The organism is Pseudoalteromonas sp. SR41-4, assembly GCF_014163985.1.
Lineage (GTDB): Bacteria > Pseudomonadota > Gammaproteobacteria > Enterobacterales > Alteromonadaceae > Pseudoalteromonas > Pseudoalteromonas rhizosphaerae.
Window position 1 is genome coordinate 207,871 of the sequence record NZ_JACJEI010000004.1, and the last position, 22,671, is coordinate 230,541.

Annotated in this window: 16 protein-coding genes; 8 read left to right on the plus strand and 8 right to left on the minus strand. The window is 41.2% G+C overall.

The window, feature by feature from the left end; genetic code table 11:
- The first annotated feature begins 122 nt into the window (after nt 1-122).
- The 4 genes from H5180_RS05195 to H5180_RS05210 all read left to right on the plus strand — a co-directional run bounded on the left by H5180_RS05195 (nt 123) and on the right by H5180_RS05210 (nt 4,771).
- Nucleotides 123-2,564 carry a M1 family metallopeptidase gene (locus H5180_RS05195; protein WP_182757834.1) on the plus strand — a complete coding sequence of 814 codons (2,442 nt, stop codon included), beginning with the start codon at nt 123-125 and terminating at the stop codon, nt 2,562-2,564.
- Nucleotides 2,564-3,082: a DUF6702 family protein gene (locus H5180_RS05200; protein ID WP_145238863.1), complete on the plus strand. Its 519-nt coding sequence runs from the start codon at nt 2,564-2,566 to the stop codon at nt 3,080-3,082. Before H5180_RS05195 ends, H5180_RS05200 begins: the two co-directional genes overlap by 1 nt.
- A 160-nt stretch (nt 3,083-3,242) precedes the next feature.
- Nucleotides 3,243-3,878, plus strand: a complete 636-nt coding sequence (locus H5180_RS05205) for an HAD family hydrolase (protein WP_145238861.1) — start codon at nt 3,243-3,245, stop codon at nt 3,876-3,878.
- Between the two features lie 167 nt (nt 3,879-4,045).
- On the plus strand, nt 4,046-4,771 hold the full coding sequence (locus tag H5180_RS05210; protein WP_182757835.1) for a YebC/PmpR family DNA-binding transcriptional regulator: 726 nt from the start codon (nt 4,046-4,048) through the stop codon (nt 4,769-4,771).
- 216 nt (nt 4,772-4,987) lie between these two features.
- On the opposite strand, the gene H5180_RS05215 is transcribed toward H5180_RS05210, so the two are convergent.
- On the minus strand, nt 4,988-7,165 hold the full coding sequence (locus H5180_RS05215; RefSeq protein ID WP_182757836.1) for a malate synthase G: 2,178 nt from the start codon (nt 7,163-7,165) through the stop codon (nt 4,988-4,990).
- Between the two features lie 256 nt (nt 7,166-7,421).
- Here H5180_RS05215 and H5180_RS05220 point away from each other — a divergent pair, with 256 nt between their 5' ends.
- Complete coding sequence (locus tag H5180_RS05220; RefSeq protein ID WP_145238853.1) at nt 7,422-9,023, plus strand: isocitrate lyase; 1,602 nt, start codon at nt 7,422-7,424, stop codon at nt 9,021-9,023.
- A gap of 627 nt (nt 9,024-9,650) precedes the next feature.
- Here the strand turns inward: H5180_RS05220 and H5180_RS05225 are convergent.
- Both H5180_RS05225 and H5180_RS05230 read right to left on the minus strand, forming a co-directional pair.
- A complete protein-coding gene (locus tag H5180_RS05225) occupies nt 9,651-11,675 on the minus strand; it encodes a S9 family peptidase (protein WP_182757837.1) in 2,025 nt (674 codons plus the stop codon).
- A gap of 99 nt (nt 11,676-11,774) precedes the next feature.
- Nucleotides 11,775-12,494 (minus strand): 4'-phosphopantetheinyl transferase, encoded by a 720-nt coding sequence (locus H5180_RS05230; protein WP_145238847.1) that lies wholly within the window; start codon nt 12,492-12,494, stop codon nt 11,775-11,777.
- Between the two features lie 245 nt (nt 12,495-12,739).
- On the opposite strand from H5180_RS05230, the gene H5180_RS23815 reads away from it, so the two are divergent.
- Both H5180_RS23815 and H5180_RS05240 read left to right on the plus strand, forming a co-directional pair.
- Nucleotides 12,740-12,871, plus strand: coding sequence for a MerR family transcriptional regulator (locus H5180_RS23815; RefSeq protein ID WP_222428961.1), 132 nt, complete (start codon nt 12,740-12,742; stop codon nt 12,869-12,871).
- Nucleotides 12,872-13,280: 409 nt separating this feature from the next.
- Nucleotides 13,281-14,261, plus strand: coding sequence for a WD40 repeat domain-containing protein (locus H5180_RS05240; RefSeq protein WP_182757838.1), 981 nt, complete (start codon nt 13,281-13,283; stop codon nt 14,259-14,261).
- Between the two features lie 74 nt (nt 14,262-14,335).
- Here H5180_RS05240 and H5180_RS05245 read toward each other — a convergent pair whose 3' ends face one another.
- The 5 genes from H5180_RS05245 to H5180_RS05265 are packed head-to-tail and all read right to left on the minus strand — an operon-like array spanning nt 14,336 to nt 19,420.
- Entirely contained in the window at nt 14,336-15,193 is an 858-nt protein-coding gene (locus H5180_RS05245) for an aminotransferase class IV (RefSeq protein WP_145238837.1), read from the minus strand.
- Nucleotides 15,193-16,059, minus strand: coding sequence for a glutamate cyclase domain-containing protein (locus tag H5180_RS05250; protein ID WP_182757839.1), 867 nt, complete (start codon nt 16,057-16,059; stop codon nt 15,193-15,195). Before H5180_RS05250 ends, H5180_RS05245 begins: the two co-directional genes overlap by 1 nt.
- Nucleotides 16,044-16,775, minus strand: coding sequence for a 5-oxoprolinase subunit PxpA (locus tag H5180_RS05255; protein WP_182757847.1), 732 nt, complete (start codon nt 16,773-16,775; stop codon nt 16,044-16,046). The genes H5180_RS05250 and H5180_RS05255 overlap by 16 nt, the downstream gene beginning before the upstream one ends.
- Before the next feature lie 12 nt (nt 16,776-16,787).
- Nucleotides 16,788-17,585 (minus strand): putative hydro-lyase, encoded by a 798-nt coding sequence (locus tag H5180_RS05260; RefSeq protein ID WP_149980357.1) that lies wholly within the window; start codon nt 17,583-17,585, stop codon nt 16,788-16,790.
- A gap of 17 nt (nt 17,586-17,602) precedes the next feature.
- A complete protein-coding gene (locus tag H5180_RS05265) occupies nt 17,603-19,420 on the minus strand; it encodes a glycoside hydrolase family 3 protein (RefSeq protein WP_182757840.1) in 1,818 nt (605 codons plus the stop codon).
- Between the two features lie 374 nt (nt 19,421-19,794).
- On the opposite strand from H5180_RS05265, the gene H5180_RS05270 reads away from it, so the two are divergent.
- Nucleotides 19,795-22,659 carry an FAD-binding and (Fe-S)-binding domain-containing protein gene (locus H5180_RS05270; protein ID WP_182757841.1) on the plus strand — a complete coding sequence of 955 codons (2,865 nt, stop codon included), beginning with the start codon at nt 19,795-19,797 and terminating at the stop codon, nt 22,657-22,659.
- Nucleotides 22,660-22,671: the final 12 nt, after the last annotated feature.

Genomic DNA, 22,671 nt, shown 5'->3' on the forward strand with positions numbered 1-22,671 from the left:
ATCATCAGTATTTAAGAATAAGTTATTTTTTACCCTATAAATGCGGCGGTTTATCGCTATTTCATTGAATATATCTCACTATTTTGACAAAGTATGCTTACGAAAAATTAACAGGATTAATTATGAAAAAAGCAGTTGTAACTTTAGGGGCTATATTTTTACCGTTAGCTCTCTCAAGTACTGTTATGGCTTCTGCAGTTGAGCAAACAAAAGGCAGTTATGTTGATAAGTTTCGCCAACTTGATGAAGTGCTGCCTACACCGAATGTTTATCGTAGTGCAGCAGGTGAGCCTGGTGAAAAATATTGGCAGCAGCATGTTAATTACGACATCGATGTAAAGCTTGATGAAAAAGCGCGTCGCTTAACAGCAAGTCAAACCATAGAGTATAAAAATAATTCACCGCACACACTCAAGTATTTATGGTTGCAACTCGATCAAAATATTTTTAAAAGTGACTCTATTGCAGAACGTACTGCTACATTTAACGGCTCTGCCCTACAGGGAGATCCACAACCAAAAGCAACTAAATTAAGTTTAAGTCAGTTACGTCGTCAACAATTTATGAGTGACAATGAACTTGGCTTTACAATTGCTAATGTTAAAGATGACAACGGTAAAGAATTAAAAGTCACAGTTGTTGATACACTAATGCGTATTGACTTAAATGAACCACTGAAACCAGGCAAAGACACTGAATTCAGCATGGACTTTGCTTTTAACATCGTCGAAGAAGATGCCGTTGGCGCTCGCTCTGGTTACGAGCATTTTGAAAAAGATGGCAACGACATATTCTTACTTGCTCAATGGTTTCCGCGTTTAGCTGCTTATACAGATTACGAAGCATGGACTAATAAAGCCTTTTTAGGCAGTGGTGAGTTTACGCTAGAATTTGGTGATTATAATGTTGAGATCACTGTTCCTGCCGATCATATCGTCTCTGCAACGGGTAAGCTTGATAATGCTAGTAGCGTGCTGACCCGTACTCAGCGAAACCGTTTAGAACAAGCCAAAAATACAAAGCGCCCAGTATTTATCGTTACTGAAGATGAAGCCTTAGAAAATGAAAAAGAAGGCACAGACAAGACCAAAACATGGCACTTTAAAGCTGAAAATGTGCGTGACTTTGCATGGGCGTCGTCGCGTAAATTTATGTGGGATGCAAAAGGTTATCAACAAGGCGGTAATGATCAGCCATTAGTGATGGCTATGTCATTTTTCCCCAAAGAAGGTGGCGATCTATGGAAGAAGTATTCGACCGAAGCAATCGTACATACAATGGAAGTTTATTCGCGCTTTTCATTTGATTATCCATACCCTGTTGCGCAGTCAGTCAATGGTCCAGTAGGCGGTATGGAATACCCAATGATCACATTTAATGGCCCACGAACTGAGTTACAGGATGACGGTTCGCGTACTTATTCACAAGCTGAAAAGCGCTTTTTAATTGGCGTGGTGATCCACGAGGTTGGTCATATTTATTTTCCTATGGTGGTGAACTCTGATGAGCGCCAATGGACTTGGATGGATGAAGGTTTAAACAGCTTTTTAGATGGTGTTGCTGGGCGTGAATGGGATCCAACTATTCCATGGGGGGTTGAACCGCGTGACGTTGTTGCCTACATGAAGTCTGAAAATCAAGTGCCGGTAATGACTCAGTCAGACAGCGTACTGCGTTTAGGGCCTAATGCTTATACCAAACCTGCGGCCGCACTAAATATTTTGCGTGAAGTGATTTTAGGCCGTGAGCTGTTTGATTTTGCGTTTAAAGAGTACGCCCAGCGTTGGAAGTACAAGCGCCCTACCCCTGCTGATTTTTTCCGTACCATGGAAGAAGCATCAGGTGTTGATTTAGATTGGTTCTGGCGTGGCTGGTTCTATAGCACTGATCATGTTGATATCTCGCTCGATAAAGTCTATCAATTACGTTTAGATACTAAAAATCCTGATATAGATTTTAATCGCCTACGTGATATTGAAGCGGCTAAACCTATGCCACTATTTGTGGAACGCAATAAGGCTGAAGCTAAAAAGCTATGGGTTGAAGAAAACTCCGACGTAACTGATTTCTACGATGAAAACGACCGCTTCACTGTTACTAACAAAGAGCGCAACTCGTATAATAAATTTTTAAAAGGCTTAGAGCCATGGGAGCGTAAAGTACTCGATCGCGCAGTTGCAGAAGATAAAAACTATTACGTGCTTGAATTTTCGAATTTAGGCGGCCTAGTAATGCCAATTTTACTTGAGCTTAGCTATGAAGATGGTACTAAAGAAGATCGTATGATCCCTGCCGAAATCTGGCGTCGCAACCACAAACATGTGCAAAAACTTATTATTACTGATAAGAACAAGCCTTTGGTATCTGTAACGGTTGATCCTCGTTGGGAAACTGCAGACGTAGATGTTGAAAATAATAACTACCCTCGTCGTATTATTCCTTCACGTATTGAAGTGTATAAAAAAGAGCAAAGTAAAGCCAAAGTCAGCCGCGATATCATGCATGATATTAAAACTGAACTAAAAACAGATGACGAAAAAGATGACGCTAAGGAACAAGAATAATGCGTTTTATGCTTATTATTCTTGCTTTTATAGTTGCTATGCCTGCGACGGCACATCAACTTAAAGCATCAGTAACTACTGTTTTATTCAATAAACGTACTAGCAATATTGAGCTAATGCATCGTTTTTATTTACATGATACCGAGCATGCTGTGGAGCATTTATTTGCCGGTGGCGCCGATATTATTAGTAATAAAGAAGATCAACAACGCTTTGTAGATTACATCGAATCACATGTTGCTTTACAAACACTCGATGGAGAGCCGCTAGTGTTGAAAGAAGTGGGTGCGCAAGTTGATGGTAAGTTTTTTTGGGTTTACCAAGAAGCACCGATCCCAAAGGATATTAAAGGTATCCGTATGAGTCACGGCGCGCTGCGCGATTTATGGCCTGCGCAAGTGAATATGGTTAATGTTGAAGGTAAAGGCAAAGTGAAAACACTGCACTTTACTCAAGATGACACTTGGCTAGAAGCGCGCTTTGAACCAGCTAATACAGCGGTAGAGCAAACAAAGTAGGCAAGTTTAATAGTCCCCCAACCGACGCGCACAGTGGTTTTGTGCGCGTTTTTTATTAATTTTTAATTAAATACGAATATGTTTCTTTTCATATCCAATTGCTTAAACTATCTTAAAGTAAGTAATTTGGATGAAAATTAAATCATATACAAGGAGTGGTATGAACACGTATCAAAGTGCAGTAGCTGGGGTTATTTTTGATTTAGATGGCACCTTAGTATCATCTGAACTTGATTTTACTCTTATCAAAGCTCAAGTCGGGTGTCCTGACGAGCTTGATCTACTTAGTTTTATTGATGGTCTTCCTTCGCCTTACATGCGTGAGGAAGCAATGAATATTGTCCATCAACATGAGCTTATAGATGCTCAACATGCAACGTTGTTACCCGGCGTAGCGCAAGCTATCGCGTGTTTAAAAGAGCAAGCAATACCAATGGCAATCGTGACTCGCAATTACGATCGCGCTACTGCGCTGAAATTAAAAAATAATCCGTTGCCAATTCAAACAGTACTCACGCGTAGTGATGCCCCCCCTAAGCCAGATCCGAGCGCTTTGAATGCAATTGCAACGTTATGGGGAATAGATCAGCAACACATACTTTATGTTGGTGATTATCTTTATGATATCCAGGCTGCACATAATGCCAATATGCGTGCTTGCTTATATGCACCGAGTGATGTGCCTGCATATGCAGATCAAGCTGATTATATTCTGCACCATTTTTCTGAATTGCCTAACTTAATAAATAATTTAGGACAAACACGACAATCACGTATTTTAAATGTCTCCATTTAAAGGTATTAAATATGTTATGTTAAATAGTGCGTTGTTTAACTTTTATAAACATGAGTACTGTCAAATGAAATGTCATAATTGTGATTTTGCAGTCATTTAATCACTAGCTCAATACCGCGCTAATTGTTAAAATGTTGCCAATATCGAGTTTCCAATAGAGGCATAAGATGGGCAGAGCATTTGAAGTACGTAAAAGCTCCATGGCGAAAACAGCCAATGCTAAAACCAAAGTTAATTCTAAGTACGGTAAAGAAATTTACGTAGCAGCAAAAAATGGTGAACCTGATCCAGAAGTAAACCAGTCGCTAAAACGCTTAATCGAACGCGCAAAGCGAGATCAAGTACCAGCACATGTCATCGAAAAAGCGATAGAAAAAGCTGCTGGCGGAGCTGGTGAGGATTATGCAACAGCCCGTTACGAAGGCTATGGCCCAGGTAACTGTATGGTGATTGTTGACTGTTTAACAGATAACCCAAATCGTACTATTAAAGATGTTCGCTTACCGTTTACTAAAACTGATTCAAAAATAGGTACGCCAGGCTGTGTAGCACATATGTTTGATCATTTAGCTGTACTTGGCTTTAGTGGTGACGATGATGAAGTGGTACTTGAAGCTTTAATGATGGCTGATGTTGATGTAACCGATGTAGAAGTTGATGATGGCAAAGTATCGGTTTTTGCTCCACATACCGAATATTACAAAGCAAAAACAGCATTAGAAGAGGCGTTTGCAGGTATTATTTTTGAAGTTGACGAAATCACCTTTGTACCACAAGTGCATATAGAAATTACTGATGCCGATGTTATCGCTAATTTTGATAAATTTATTGCAATGTTGGAAGATTGTGACGACGTACAAAACGTTTATCATAACGCCACGGTAGTGAATTAGGCTGAAGTTATAAAGTTATAAAGTTAGCAAGTTAGCAAGTTAGTAGTTTCGAGAAGATGCAAAAGCGCATTTCATTGTTGGAATGTGCTTTTTTGTTGTTGATAGCTTATTTTTCTGAATGCTGATTATTCAGGAAAGTTATGGTTAAAGGATAATTTAAGCAAAAAAAACCAGCCCGAGGGCTGGCAATATGACACTAACAAACTCGAAGGGGAGCTATTGTTGCGCTTTATATTTTATACGAAACGCATGCAATAATGGTTCAGTATAACCACTGGGTTGTTTAACTCCTTCTAATACAAGGGCTAATGCAGCTTGATATGCAATACTTTGTGCTAAGCTTTGCACTGAATCGGCCATATTAACATAAGCCGGATCCCCTTCATTTTGGCCATCCACTACTTTTGCCATTTTCGCCATAGTAGTTTCTATTTGTGCCTGCGTGCATACCCCATGCTGCAACCAGTTAGCCATATGTTGGCTTGAAATACGCAGTGTAGCCCTATCTTCCATTAATCCTATATGGTTAATGTCAGGCACTTTAGAACAGCCTACACCTTGATCAATCCAACGTACTACATAACCTAAAATACCTTGAGCATTGTTATCCAGCTCTGCCTGAATATCTTCTTTGCTCAAACTATTAGGATCAACCATCAAAGGCGGAGTTAATAGTTCTGTTAAACTAGCTTGTTGTCGCTGGGCAATCGCTTTTTGACAGGCAAACACATCAACGTCATGATAGTGCATAGCATGTAAGGTGGCTGCAGTAGGGGAGGGCACCCAGGCAGTGTTAGCGCCTGCTTGCGGATGGGCAATTTTTTGCTCCATCATCAACGCCATTTTATCGGGCATTGGCCACATACCTTTGCCTATTTGTGCGCGACCACTTAACCCGGTTTGCAAACCGATATCGACATTTCTGTCTTCATAAGCATTGATCCAAGGTTGTTGTTTAATGGCTGCTTTTGGTAATACTACACCTGCTTGCATTGAGGTATGAATTTCATCACCTGTACGGTCTAAAAAGCCAGTATTGATAAATACCACACGTTGTTTAGCAGCATTAATACAGGCTTTTAAGTTCACCGATGTACGGCGCTCTTCATCCATAATGCCCATTTTGATGGTGTTTTTGGGTAACTGTAAAAGCTGTTCAATACGACTAAATAATGTATTGGTAAAAGCAACTTCTTCAGGACCATGCATTTTCGGTTTGACGATATTGATACTGGCTGCAGTTGAATTTTTTACCGGGCTATTGCCATTTAAGTCATGCAGTGCGGCAGTGACCGTGATCATTGCATCCATGATACCTTCAAATACGTCGCGGCCTTGGCTATCTTGAATCGCAGGGTTTGTCATTAAATGGCCAACATTACGCACAAACATCATACTACGCCCTTTTAGACTTAGCGGTTTCCCATCAATACCTGAATAACTGCGGTCTTTAGCGAGTGTACGCTCAATCGTTTTGCCATCTTTTGTGAATGACTCAGCGAGAGTTCCTTTCATTAAGCCTAACCAATTTTGATAAACTTGCACTTTATCTTCGCCGTCAACGGCGGCAACGGAGTCTTCACAATCCATAATGGTGGTAAGTGCAGCTTCGAGGAGGACGTCTTTTAAGCCCGCTTTGTCGGCTGCACCAATGCTATGATTATGATCTATTTGTAGCTCTATATGGAGGCCATGACTGAGTAATAAAATTGCACTGGGGTTTTGTGCTTCACCTTGAAAACCAATAAGTTGCGCTGGTTGTTTTAAGCCTGTTTGTGAGCTACCACGTAAGGTGATGATGAGCTGGCCATTAACTACCGAATAATTAGTACTTTCAATATGTGAGCCATTTTCAAGTGGTAACGCTTTATCTAAAAACTGCCTTGCGTAGGCCATTACTTTAAAACCGCGAACAGGATTATAGTTGCTGCCTTTTTCAGCGCCATCTTCTTCGCTAAGTACATCAGTGCCGTATAAGGCATCGTATAACGACCCCCAGCGTGCGTTAGCGGCATTAAGTGCAAAGCGTGCATTACTTACTGGCACAACCAGCTGAGGGCCAGCTGTGCGGGCTATTTCAGGCTCAACATTTTCTGTCTCAATGCAAAAATTATCGGGCTCAGGGACTAAATAACCAATATCAGTTAAAAACTGTTGGTATTGCGCTGCATCCCAGTGTTTATTTGCTAGGTGATAGCTATCAATTTGGTGTTGTAGGTCTTCACGCTTGACTAATAATGCACGGTTAAGCGGACTAAGGTCATCAATAATTTCAGCAAATCCTTGCCAAAAGTGTTGTTCGCTAATACCTGTACCGGGTAGCAGTTGCTGGTTAACAAAATCGGCTAATTGGTTATCTACGGTTAATCCAAATTGGCTGTGAGAGAGTGTCATAATCGATATCCTTTTAAACGGTCGCGGTGCAATTGACTGCATGTGAGCAATCTTTTGTTAACCATAACCTAAAAATACGCAATAGGTGTTCTTTTAGCCATTCACTAAATATATAGCCAGCATAACAACTATAAATTTACTAAATCCAATAAATCGGCCTAATGTTGATTTAAGCGCTACAGAGCATTAACTCTTAGCCTCTCACACAACCATATAAATAAAATTTAGTTTTAACCCGTTCAGAGGATTTTTTATTATGACTACTTATCAACGTGAAACCGATACTTTAGCTACACTTTGTCAAGCACAAGGTAAAACATGGCAAGCAATTAATCCTGAATACGCAAGTCGTATGCGTTTGCAAAATCGTTTTCGTACGGGATTAGACATCGCTCAGTTTACAGCTGACATCATGCGTGAAGATATGGCTGCATATGATGCTGATACCAGCCAATACACACAATCGCTTGGTTGCTGGCATGGTTTTACTGCCCAACAAATGATGATGGCGATTAAACGTCACCAAAAAACCACTAAGCGTAGCTACGTATACCTAAGCGGTTGGATGGTTGCTGCGCTGCGCTCTGAGTTCGGCCCACTACCGGATCAAAGTATGCACGAAAAAACCTCAGTACCGGCGTTGATTGAAGAAATTTATACTTTCCTAAAACAAGCCGATGCTCGTGAACTTGACCATTTATTTAAAGACTTAGATAACGCCAAAGCAACTGGTGGTGATGTACAAGCGGTACTTGATAAAATAGATAACTTTGAAAGTCATGTGGTGCCGATCATCGCAGATATTGATGCTGGTTTTGGTAATGAAGAAGCAACCTACTTACTCGCTAAAAAAATGATTGAAGCGGGGGCATGTGCTATCCAAATCGAAAACCAAGTTTCAGACGCGAAGCAATGTGGTCACCAAGCAGGTAAAGTAACTGTGCCACACGAAGACTTTTTAGCAAAAATTAACGCCGTGCGTTATGCCTTTTTAGAACTGGGTATTGATAACGGTATTATTGTCGCACGTACTGACTCACTTGGTGCCAGCTTGACCCAAAAAGTGCCGGTATCACAAACACCTGGCGACCTTGCTAGTCAGTACAATGCGTTTTTAGAAACCACACCAATTAACGGTGTTGAAGATTTAAATGAAGGTGATACGGCAATGAAGCTGAACGGCCAACTATGCAAGCCGACTCGCCTTGATAATGGTTTATACCAATTCCGCGAAGGCACAGAAAAAGACCGTGTTGTACTAGATTGTATTACCAGCTTGCAATCGGGTGCTGATTTACTGTGGATTGAAACTGAAAAACCACATGTAAAACAAATTGCTGAACTGGTTAATCGGGTTAAAGAGCAAGTTCCTGACGCTAAACTGGTTTATAACAATTCACCTTCTTTCAACTGGACATTGAAATTCCGCGAGCAAGTTTATCAACAGTGGTTAGACGAAGGTAAAGACTTATCTGCTTATCCAAGCATTGATGATAATAAGGCGCTAATGGCACCAGAGATGGATGCAACTGAACTTGCAGTCGCAGCAGATGAGTTAGTACAAAACTTCCAACGTGATGGCGCGCGCGAAGCTGGTATTTTCCACCACTTAATTACGCTACCGACCTATCACACGGCTGCATTGAGCACTGATATTCTGTCAGAAGGCTACTTTGGTGACTTAGGTATGCTGGCTTATGTACGTGATGTGCAGCGTCAAGAAATTCGCCGCGAACAAGCATCCGTTAAGCATCAAGACTTAGCAGGTTCTAACATGGGAGATACCCATAAAGAGTACTTCTCAGGTGAAAATGCGCTTAAAGCTGGCGGCGAAGCAAACACTATGAACCAGTTTTAACATAACAGTCCAACTCAACAATGTTACCAAGGGCCGCAAGGCCCTTTTTTTGATGCTAGCAATTACAGAGGATATACAGCTTTACACTTGCTAACTTTACCGCTCAGATCAGATTTTAACTAAGGCTTGGATCAGTATTTAACTAGCATCAGATTTATTTTCAATTTTTGGATCAGAGTTTAATCAAGTGAATTTTTTGGCGGTATTTTTTATCAATTTAGCGATTTAATCAGCTTTTAGCTCTTTGGAAAGGGGGGATTTTGATAAAAATGGCCGTTATTAGCCATTAATCAGAAAATATAAACCGATTTTTTACCAACTCTAACCGACTACAAACCACTTTTTTACCAACTTAAACGCCATAAACAGTGACTCAAACCGATTTTTTACTAACTCGATGACCAAAAAATGTCATAAACCGAAATTTTACTAACTCGATTTTTTACAAAGTCCGATACTTGTGTAAACTTTAGAATATGTGAATGAGCACTCACTTTTTGTAAAGGGGGTTTACAGGGGATTTGACTAGGGACAAATTAGCGAGAGTAAAAGTTGTTAAGGACCAAGCTACGGTTTCTAGCTTCACACTTGCAACTTGTTAACTTTACTCTCGCCGCTAACTAACTTCTATTTACTATGCTTATCAAACCACCATTGAATATAAGCTACTTTAGCCATCAAGTTTGACGGCCGTTTTGTTATGCCATGTGATGCATCAGGAATACGTACCATTGCTGTATCAACTCCTTGTAGCTTTAATGCTTGATAGAATTGCTCGGTCTCAGAAATAGGAGTGCGGTAATCCGCTTCACCAGTGAGTAGCATGGTTGGTGTTTTAACATTACCAACATAGCTAATTGGCGAGCGTTTCATATAATGCTCAATATGATCCCATGGCTTACCTGGGAACCAGTAATCGGCAAAGAATGGGTAGAAGTCGGCAGTTAGTACAAAGCTGATCCAATTGATCACCGGCTTGGCAACAACAGCGGCGGCAAATCTGTCTGTATGGCCAACAATCCACGCCGTAAGTACACCGCCACCTGAGCCACCGGTTACAAACAGTTTTGACTGATCAATAAAACCTTTGCCAATAAGCGCATCAACGCCAGTCATTAAGTCATCAAAATCGTTACTAGGATAATTGTGATGAATAGTTTGCGCGAACTCCTTCCCGTATGAGTCACTACCACGCGGGTTCATATATAAAACCACATTACCTTTAGCGGCAAATAATTGTATTTCAGCGCTAAAGTGTGGACCGTAGTTAGCGACAGGGCCGCCGTGTATTTCTAAAATAAGGGGATATTTTTTACTACTATCAAACCCAGGAGGGTAGGCGACCCAACCTTGAATTGGTAAGTCGTCATAACTTGATTTCAGCCAAATTTCTTCTACTTTTGCCAGCTGTTTATTACCAAGCGCGTCGTCATTTAATTTTGTTAAACGTTGTGTTTTACCATTTTTAACTATTGCTATATCAGCAGGACGTTGGGTATCAGCAAGCGTGATTGCCACATCACCATCGTCGCTTATATCAAAGTCACCACCAGAATAAGGGCGACCGAATGAAACACTCCCTATTTTTTGTGTGATCACTTTTCGTTTGCCGCTACGTGGTTGATAAGCGAGTGCGGTTTGGCCTTCACTGGCGTAACTAAAATAAAGCCCTCTAGAATTATCAGCCCATTTAATTTGCTCGACACTGCGGTCAAAATCAGCGGTTAAACTTGTGGTATCACCCGATTTTAAATCGCGAATATATAGCTGGGTATTTTCATAATTGGTACGTTTATCATCATAACCGGTATAGGCAAGATAACGCCCATCTGGTGATATTTGCGGTTGCTGATCAGGACCTTCTCGGTCGGTAAGCGCTGTTATTTGTAGATCATTTAATGTTAGCTGATATATTTCAGAATTTGTTGGTTTGAGTTTAAAGTCAGCATGGCGATTAGCCGAAAAATAAAGGCTGTTACCATCTTCAGAAAAGCTAACTGGCCCGCCATGATCAAAGTCGCCAGAGGTTAACTGACGGGCATTACCGCCATTGGCTTCAATAGTAAACAAATGACGAAAACCAGGCTTGGTATAACCGCCGCCATCGGCACGATAATATACGTCATCAATAAATTTAGCAGGCTCTGCCCAGCTGGCACCTTCAGGCTTGCCTGGTAAGTTAATAGGAGAACTAACTTTACTCGGTACAAATTGGCTAAACAGTAATTGCCGACCATTAGGTGACCACTGCAAACTTGAAGGGCTTTGAGTAAGATTACTAATTTTTGCAACAGCGCCTGTTTTTAGCCATTTTACATAAATTTGGCTACTGCCATCACGAGTTGAAATAAACGCTAAACGTGATTGGTCTGGCGACAAGACAGGGGAGTAATCCATATGTACACCCGATGTAAGCGGTTGTAATTGCTTTGAACTACTGTCGACAGACCAAATATTACTAACTTTACTATCTGATTTAATGTCCATCCGATTACGAACAAAGTAGACGGTTTTACCGTCGTTAGTCATTTCAATTTGATTGGCATATTCAAGGTCGAATACATTTTCTAGTTGAAAAGTTTGCAGGTTATCATTGGCTAATACTGAAAAACACAGCGAGGTTAGGAGGGCTGCGGGGGCAATCAATTTCATTTTAATTCCTTGTTATTAATTATCGCACCTAACCGTTATAGAATAACAAAACCCAAAGGTACACCATCATGCGATGAATACCTGATTGATTATTAGTGGCTACTTGCCGACATTAATATTTTTGAGTGGTTGAGCTGCGATAGTAAATTCACACTCGGTGAGTACTACACTTTTATTACATTGATAGAAAACGGTTACGTAAGTGTCTTGAGGCACTTGCTCTGCGAGCGTTTTAGTAATTTTAAACTGCAGTTGTTGCTGATTAAAAGCAATTAGCTGTGCAGCTTCAAAACCAAAAAATTGCTTTACGCTTGGATATAGTGCTTTAAAAATACTTTCTTTTGCTGAAAAAATGACGGTTAATGGATGTGAAAGCTGCCCAGCCAATCGCCTAAACAGTGGATATTCATCGGGATGCAAAATTTGCTTTTGTAGCTCTAGCTCTTGTTTGGCACTCATTAGTTGCTCTATATCAATACCAATTCCAGCGATATCAGTGTGCTGACATGCTATAGCCATTGCGATCCCTTGCGTGTGGGTAATGCTACCAATAATGTTTTTAGGCCATATGGGCGCGCGATCGGGGCCTGAGATAATATCAAAACAGGGGATATTGAGGGCGGTTAACACCTGTTTTGCGCAAAAACGGCCGGCGAGGTATTCAGCTCTTCGTTTAACAACAGCCTTTTGTAGTTGTTGCGGTAACACAATCTGATAATTTAAAAAGTCACTGTCAATAAAACTACTACTGTCAAACTCACAACAATAACTATTATGACTAAGTTGTGGGCTCAGTTTAGTATAAAGAGAAAAATCCATAACATTTTGCTGTTTTGTTTAGTGTCATTAGTAAGACTTTGATAATACGCTAATAACTTCATAAATAAAGTAAAGGCTATGACTATTTAAGCTGAGCTTTGGTTAAGAGATTTACTAACATATTTATTTTAGCATTAATATTATTTTACTCCCCAGCCGGAAATTTTCAGGGATAACAAAGCGATTGAGCTTGGCGCTACTGATAAGGGCGCAGCCGGTCTACGTGAAATGGCAAGCGTTCAGGCGTGTCAATTAAAGCAATTAGGCATTATGAAAGTATAGGTCTACTGACAAACATAGAACGTCAAGGTTGTTACCGTATTTATGATAACGCTGATGTGGAATTTGTTTCGCTTATAAACGTGCACAATTATTAGGGTTAAGTTTAACTCAATTAAAACAGCTAAAAGTCACTAGACATGACTTAGATTGGCCTGCGTTAATGGCTTTGCCTTTCAATATCAACCTAATAAAAGCATTCCTGAAAAACTTCTTAAAGTACTTACCGCAGAGGTTGTACTAACGCTTGATACCCACGTTTATTATCGTTATTTTCAAGGAGACTGTGTGACAAAGCAGTTGAAGCACACAATTTTAGGCTTGTGTGGCATTAAAGTGCTAAAAATAACGCATATTGGTCCAATCATCAGTTCAACGACAAAGTAGCGGGCTAAGTGCTTAAAACAGATGGCTAAAATGGCGATGAAATGAGAGTATAGACTTTACTTTATAGCTTGTAAGATCTTTAAGTACCGTTTAATAACAATAATATAAGTGAGAATACGTGTGCGCTTTTGTATTTTAACACTCGTTTTAATAGGGATTTTATCGGCACTGGTTGGTTGCTCAGGAGAGCCAGTTTTTGAAGCTCCATCAACATCACAATTTCGCCATACGCAAGAAATTGTTGAGTCAGCGGCGTTATCTAATGATGGCCAGCTAAGTGTTGTCTCAGAGCAAGGTAAGGTATGTGTATGGGATAATAAGATAAGCAAAACCTTGTTTAGTTGCATTTCCGGTGATGATGCAAAACATATTGAACTGCTTGGCTTTAGTGATGATAAAACTAAGTTTTATATTTCTAACCGCATGTCAGTACATTTATTTTCAGTTGTAAATGGTCAACTACTGGGTAGTTGGTCAACAGGGAAAAACATTGCTCGTGATATTGCAATATCAGCAAACGGTCAGTTAATAGTGGTAGGCTATCGTAGCGGTGAAGCTGATGTGATCAACTCTCTAACGAAGCAAAATACGCTATTTCAAGTTCATCGCCTTGATATTAATTCTGTAGCACTATCTGCCGATGGACAAACAGCATTAAGCGGTTCAAGCGATAAGTTTAGTTATTTATGGTCAACGAAAGATGGCACTATTTTAAAAGAGTTCAAATTAGCGACTCGTGTTAATCATGTCAGTATAAACGAAAATGCAAGTTTAGGTTTTGCGATAGATTCTGTTGATGATCGTATATTTCTTGATTTAAACACCGGTATTAAAAAAGCTGAGCTAAATATATTTACTAATTTTATAGAGTTTAACCACTCGCGGTTTGTAAATGATGATAAATGGTTTTTAACCGGCTCACCGAAAAGCACGATACAATTATGGCGTGTAAAAGATGGTACATTATTGGCTGAGTATAAAGCGACACAACAGCGCATTCGTGGCTCAGTTTTAGCTGTAGCGTATGATAAAGAAAATAAAAAAATTGTCAGCGAAAGCAGTGATGGAGTACTAGAAGTTTGGCCGTATCAGCCTAAGTAAGCGACAATTTAATTGGATTTTAAAAGCCGTGTTTACTTAACAAACCCGGCTTTTATAATTACCGCTTAGCGCTATTAATAATCAAACTTATGTTCAGTAAATAAGCTCTGTACTTGTTGCCATATTTTCCCTGGTTTGCCATCAGCGACCAGTTGACCGTTGAGTTTTACCACTGGGCCAACTTCTTTTGTGGCACTGGTGATCCACACTTCATCGGCTGCAAATAGTTCCTGCTTAGTAATAATACGTTCTTGAACTTTAAAGTCACTGTGGCTGTGTAATATCGTTAAAATTAACCAGCGAGTGATACCCGGTAAAATTTGGTTATCCAATGGTGGTGTGCTGATCACGCCATCTTTAACAATAAACACATTACTTGAGCTTGCTTCGGTAAGCTCATCTAAGCGATTGTATAAAATGGTTTCTTTATTGCCAGCCGCCGCACCATGCTGGTAATGAATCACGTTGCCGAGTAATGCGGTTGACTTGATGTGGCAACGCTGCCAGCGCTTATCTTGCTCAACGGATACAGTATAAGTCGTGGCGTTGTCGATATCACTAACGGGTTGTGCTGGAATTTCAAAGGCGTAGGCAAATACCGTTGGCGTAATACCACTAGGGTAAGCATGAGCACGCTTAGTATCAGCGCCACGGCTAACGTGCAAATAAATACCAAGGTTTTCGCCGTGATTTTTCTCACACAGCTGCTGGCAGATTTCACGCCATGTATCAGCTGTATAATCGAGTACAATTTCCAGTTCATTTAAACCATTCTTCATGCGTTCAATATGCGCTGCAAAGCCAAGCATGTTGCCATTATAGGCAGGGATCACTTCGTAAATACCATCGCCAAATAAAAAGCCTCTGTCCATTGGCGATATTTTTGCGTGCTCTGCGTTCATATAGTCGCCGTTTAAATACACCGTACTCATTATAAATCCTCATTCTGATTGGCAACACCGCTAAGCTGACGTAGTCTTGCGATGAGTTGTTGGCCATGCATAGCATGTAAGCCATCTTCGGTTAATTCGTTTTTGTGAGTAACGCCATCTACACTGCCACGTTCACTCAAATATTGCAGGATTGCTAAAGTATCGACTTCTGCGAGTAAGTCTTGGCTATGCCAGCGGCTTAAAAACGCAATAATGCCGTAAGCTGCCCAGTTTGATACATCCGCTAACAGCAGTTCATCGCAGCAAGTAAGGCACGGCATAATGCTCAGCTCAGTCATATATTGTGATAAATTGCCCATCCCTATTTCGTTACCGCCATCACCAATAGCTACAGTTGGGCAGGGTGCTTGGCTGACAAAAAAATCAAAACAACCACAATCAGCCGAAATATCAATACCACGCATATTGTAATATTTATTGCCGTGACACAGCCCAGGGCGCTCGATAGACAATACGCAATCTGGTTTTAACTCAGCCAGCGCAGCTTTGCTAAAAGCCATTGCATCAGTAAAATTATTCAGTGGCAATTCAAAACAGTTAAATTCATTTTTCAGTGCACTGTAAAGGGGGTTTCCACAGACTAAAATAGGATTTTTACGCAGCGTAATTAAAGCATTGTATAAAGCAATGGCGCCAACAGGGCCATCGGTTTCAAAGGTTTGCTTGACGGCAAAACCGGTACCAATGAGTACCGTACTTTTGGCATCAAATAACGACTTTGCAGCGCGCAGATAAGTACCTGTCTGTTGATAGGCATAGAGATTTTGCATACCACGTAGGTTTTGTTCTACCATCATGGTTTCGATTGCTTGACTTAATTGTTCATCACTTAACGAGTGTGGCATAACGCTTTGATCTCTTGAATAAGGGCAATGCCTGCAGCGTTATCGCCATGCACACATAAACTGTCGGCGTGTAAAGGCAGTTGTTTGCCCGATTGTGTGGTTACGCAGCCGGTGGCGAGTAACTGTTTAACTTGCGCTATTAGCGCAGGTTTATCATGCACACTACCAGCAATTTTCCGTGATACTAATTGACCGTCATCGGTATATTGGCGATCAGCAAATGCTTCTAAAATTAATTCAAGGTGATATTGTTGAGCAAGTTTTTGATGTTGCTCTGCTTTCGCAGTGGCGAGAAGCATTAGTTTTAAAGGGCTCGGGTAACTGGCAACAGCTTGCATCACCGTGGTCAAAATTGTTTTATCGGCCATCATATCGTTATATAACGCGCCATGTGGCTTCACATACTCTAAAGTGAGGCCTTGAACTTTTGCCATGCCTTCAATTGCGGCTATTTGATAATGCAGGCAATTGCTTAGCTCTTGTGGTGTTAATGCCATGGAGCGACGACCAAAGCCCTGTTTATCAGGATAGCTGGGGTGCGCGCCTATAATGACGTTATGTTGTTTAGCAAGCATCAGGGTGCGTGCTAGAACATCACTATCACCGCCATGAAAACCACAAGCAATATTAGCCATATCAATATGCGGCATTACCTCTTCATCAAGGCCCATTTGCCATGCGCCAAAGCTTTCCCCTAAATCACAATTGAGCTTCATCATTATTTCCGTTTAAAAAGCCGAGATATGGGCGTTTTGAATGTCGGTGATCAGCATATGACCTGGGCTATGTGTAATGCAAAAATCAGGCGCAGCATTAGCGATGGCGACTTGCGGCGTGACACCACAGGCCCAAAATACCGGTACTTCACCGTCTTTAATGGTGACAGATTCACCAAAGTTAGGGCGATTAATATCTTTAATACCTATTGCAGCTGGATCCCCAAAGTGAACTGGCGCTCCATGCACATCTGGAAAGCGGCTACATATTTGGATTGCCCGAATCGCATCTGCCGGCTTCATCGGTCGCATACTAACGACCATGTTAGCATGAAATATACCGGCGCTTTCGCAAGGAATATTAGTCATGTACATAGGTACATTTTTATTTTCCGTAATATTACGTATTTCTAGGCCCGCCAACTTTAACGACTCTTCAAATGAAAACGAGCAACCAATTAAAAAAGTGACCAAGTCATCGCGCCATTGCTCTTTGATATTCGTTACTTCTTCAATCAATTGGCCATTTTTAAAAATACGATAGCGAGGTATGTCAGTCCTAATATCTAAATCATGCGCAACATTTGGAATGCTGGTAGCTCCAGGCGTGCGGCTACTTGCTACAATTGGGCACGCTTTTTTGTTTGCTTGGCAAAATTGTAAAAAATCAAACGCATAGCGCTGGGGCAAAATCACTAAATTAGCCTGTACAAAGCCGGGAACAAAGCCCGATGTACTACCGGTATAATCTTCATTCCTGATCATATTACGAATAGCGTAAGGCGTAGTAAGTGATGCGTTATGTTGCATAGTATCCTCGTAAACTTTTAGTTGTTGTTAATGCCACTGACGGTAACAGGCAAAGTACCTTGCGCTGGCTTTTTACCAACTAGTACTTTTGCAAGAGCAGTAAAAGCTGGCCCTGCTACTTTAACATCATTATCTACATCTATGTTATACGCATAAGTTGCTAAAATTGCATCCGCATATTGGCCAAATGTGGCAATATCGTATGGTGCTCGTAAACTAACAAAAACGGTTTTCTTATCAGCTTGTTGCGCTTGCTGAAGCAGTTTTTCAAGTGCCGGACCTTGCGCCGATTTTGCAATTGCAAATGCAGGGTTATCAGCAAGGTCATCCATGCCGCCAATTTCTACCGCGCTTTGGTTTGGTGATGCATTGCCTGCAATGATGATATCCGCTTCATTGATTGCTTTTAACGTCGCAGTGGGCTCAAAGCCTTGTAAGCTGGTGCAGCTAAATGCAAGTGGTTGCTGAGTATTTTCTGCAATTGCCTGTTGTAGCGCCAAACACTTGCGGGTATCAGGCATGATGATATGTACTTTACTATTTTTCGTCAGTTTAATCGGTAAAGTGTGCTGGTCATTTTTAACTTGGGTAATGGCGGCAAGAGCCAGCTCAGCTTCGACTTTGCGATGATTATCATCACCGAGAATAAGTTGTGCTTTTTGCATTGCTAACGATTCGTCAAGCTCTGTGGTCAGTTTAAATTTACTTTTTAAACTGATGATGCGTTGAGCAGAGATAGCGACTTCGTCTGCTTGTAAATTACCTTTTTTAACTTCGCTCACTAAGCGGCTGATCAGTTTATCTAATACGACTAAATCTTTTGGACTACGAATTTCAATTGGCATCAAAGCAATATCAACCCCGGCAGCAAAAGTATTTACAACGGCTTCAATTGGTTCGAAAAAGTGGCTAATACCAGCCATATCTAGCGCATCGGTGATCACTACACCTTGATAGCCCATTTCATCGCGTAATAATTCGCTGATGATTTTATGCGACATCGTCGCAGGTTTGATCATGGTTTTGCCATCTTTACTAACAAATGTGCTGCTATCCAGTGCTGGGTACTGAATATGCGCAGTCATGATCATGCCAGGGTTTTGCTTTTTAATAATAGTTTGAAACGGAGGTAAATCTTTTTCCCAGATAGTTTCTTTATCGTGCATTACTTTTGGCAAGCCGGTGTGGCTATCAACGTTTGTATCACCATGGCCTGGAAAGTGTTTCAGTGAGGTAATTACGCCATTACCTTCAAAGCCAGCAACTTGTGCGCCACCTAAAATACTCACAAGTGTTGGATCTTCACCGTATGAGCGCACATTAATAACCGGGTTATCAGGGTTCATGTTTACATCAATAGTTGGTGCATAGTTAACATTCACACCAATGGCCTTTAATTCATCAGCAATCACTTGTGCAGATTGTGTAGCAAACTTGGTGCCGTGAACCGCATAACTTGCGCCAATCGACATATTACCAGTAAATGAAGTGGCAATATCACGAGGAATACGTGCAACACGTCCGCCTTCTTGGTCAATTGAAATAAATAATGGTGCGCCTAAGCTCGACTTTGCTGCAGCTTGTTGCATAGCATTATTTAATTTAACGATTTGCGCAATATTATCGATATTTTCAGCAAATAAGATCACCCCACCAATATTATGTTTAGTGATCACCTTGGCTAAATCTGCAGGTAATTCAGTGACTGCATTACGGCACTTTTGCTCAGGTGTGTTCTCGCTGTCTTGCTCACAATAATAACGAAAATCGAGCATCAGCTTTTGGCCAAGCTGTTGCTCAAGGGTTAAATTGGTCGCTGCAAAGGTCGATTTCATTGGTAATAAACACCCTAGTCCAAAGAGAATTGATGATATGGCAAACTTATTTAACACAGTAGGCTCCAAAGCTGAATTGCTTATTTTAGTTATGAATATTTTATTCCTGATGGTAATGCCATTTTGGATTAAAATACAACATATTTTTGTCACATTAACGGTTTTTTTGCAGAACTGCAAAAACCACCGACGAATCACATGTTTGCCTGATCATTACATAAATATTAAGAGTTAATAGTTATTTAGATGAAAAAAAATAATATTAGACAAGCTTTTATTAATGGTAATTCGCTCTTATTTCAAGTAATAATATATTCCATAATGCTTGGTGGGTCGCCAAGCGAGTAAATTAACAGAACGCAAAGGGGCAAATAATGGCAACAGCACTGACACTATTTCAACAACAACTCAGTGATAAGCTGCCAGCCTCGGCGTTTATTGAAGATTACCCTAGGCGCTATGCTTTTGGCACTGATGCCAGCTTTTATCGTTTAGTGCCGCAACTAATAGTACTGGTTGCTGATCAGCAACAAGCGCAACTGGTCATCAGTGCCGCTGCAACATATAAAGTTGCCATTACTTTTCGTGCCGCCGGTACTAGCCTATCAGGCCAAGCAATTACAGATTCTGTATTAGTGCTGCTTAGTGATTGCTGGTCTGGTTATCAAATTGAAGATAACGGCGCTGCCATTCGGTTAGAGCCAGCTATTATTGGTGCTCGTGCCAATGCCGTACTTGCGCCTTTTGGCCGTAAAATTGGCCCTGATCCCGCTTCAATCAATAGTTGTAAAATCGCTGGCATGGCAGCCAACAATTCATCAGGTATGTGCTGTGGCGTGGCACAAAATAGTTACCATACAGTAAAGGACATGACCTTAATCTTCGCTGACGGTACAGTGCTTGATACACGCAGTGAGCAAAGCCGTTCTGAATTTTTACATAGCCATCAACCGTTTATTAACGATATCACTGCGCTTGCCCAGCAGGTTACAAATAATCCTGAGTTGGCACAGCGTATCGCTCATAAATACCGCTTAAAAAATACCACGGGTTATGGTTTAAACGCGCTAATTGATTACACTGATCCGATTGAGATCATTAAGCATTTAATGATTGGCTCTGAAGGTACGCTGGGGTTTATTGCTGATATTACTTACCACACGGTGATTGATCATGCTCATAAAAGCTCAGCGTTTATTATTTTTGATGATATAAGCCAAGTCTGTGAATTAGTAAAGCAGCTAGCAACGCTTGATGTAGCGGCGGTTGAGTTATTGGATAAGCGCTCGCTCCTGTGCGTCGCGCATCATGACATCATGCCTAAAGATGTTCATAACTACCCAGCAGATAGTGCAGCATTATTAATCGAAGTACGTGCAGAAGACGCAACAAAATTAGTTAATTTACAACAACAAGTGGATCAGCTTGTCGCACATTTTAGCGCCCATCAATTAGCGATTATGGCGTTTTCAACAGATGCTAAGCGCAATGCATCATTATGGAATATTCGTAAAGGTACGTTCCCGGCAGTCGGTGCAGTGCGCGAAAATGGCACCACTGTGATCATTGAAGACGTGGCTTTTGAGCTGGATGTATTAGCTCAGGGTGTTAAAGCTCTGCATCAATTATTTGATAAATACAGTTACGATGAAGCGATTATTTTTGGCCATGCCTTAGCGGGTAATTTGCATTTTGTATTTACCCAAGCGTTCGATACACCAGCGCAAGTAGCGCGTTATGAGCAATTTATGCGGGACGTGTCGCAACTGGTGGCGGTTAAACTTAATGGCTCATTAAAAGCTGAGCATGGTACTGGGCGAAATATGGCGCCGTTTGTGGCAACTGAATGGGGCACTGATGGCTTTGCTGTGATGCAACGTATTAAACAATTGTTTGATAAAGACCACATTTTAAACCCAGGAGTGATCATCAATACCGATGAAAACTGCCATATTCAACATTTAAAAACCATGCCTAGCAGCGACGATATAATCGACAAATGTATTGAGTGTGGTTTTTGCGAAACCGTATGCCCATCAAAAGGACTCACCTTAACGCCGCGCCAACGTATTACGCTGTGGCGACGTCGCACTGAATTGGTTAATCAACTTAGTAACACCGGTGATATTAGCGAAAAACAGCACATTAATCGTCAGCTCAGCAGTATCGAAAAAGATTTTCAATATTTAGGTATTGATAGCTGTGCAGCAACCGGGCTGTGTGGCATGAAATGCCCCGTTGGTATTAACACCGGTGAATTTATAAAATCCCTGAGGGCAAAAAAGCAACTCAATGCAAAAGTGGCGCCGCGCATAGCCAGTTTTGCGGTCAAACATTTTGCGGTATTAGCAAATACAGCACGCTTTGGTTTAACCAGTATGGCGATGGTGCGAAACATCATTGGTGCACAGGCACTGCGTACTTTAACCAAACCTACTAATAAGCTGATTGGCACCCCACTTTATTATTCAGCGTGGCCAAGGGGGGAGCAGCCAATTAATCACAGCATAGTACACGCACAACAGCCTGATAAAGTGGTTTATCTTCCCAGTTGTGCCAGCAGGGTGTTTGCAGCCGATGAGCAAGCGGATGATCGCCGCTCAATTATGCAAGTTATGCATAGCCTCGCGACTAAAGCGGGAATTGAACTGTTACTGCCGATGCAAATTAATGAGCTATGTTGTGGCATGCCCTTTGCCAGTAAAGGTTTACCTGAACAGGCAAAAAGTAAAGCTGAGCAGTTACTCGATATCGCGCAGCAGGTGTCTGAAAATGGTCGTTACCCGATTATTTTTGACGCCAGTCCATGTGCATTAACAAGCAATGATGCAGCGCAACAGCGCGGTTTAACAGTACTCGAAAGCGCTGAGTTTGCTTATCAATATTTATTGCCTAAGCTGACCATCACAGCCCAACCAGAGCCGGTTATGTTACATGTTACCTGTAGTAGCAAACGCCGTGGCAGTGAACAACAACTTGTTGCCGTAGCTAAAGCATGCAGTGACGAAGTGATTATTCCGGCTGATATTGAATGTTGTGGCTTTGCCGGCGATAAGGGCTTTAACTTGCCAGAGCTAAATGCTAATGCATTAAAAACGCTGCGTAACCAAGTGCCTCAAAATTGCAGTAGCGGTATTTCTAATAGCCGCAGTTGTGAAATTGGCTTAACTCAGCACAGCGGTATTAACTACCAATCTGTGCTGTATTTATTAGATAAAGTGAGTCAAGCAGCCTCTTGATGAGGCTTAGAC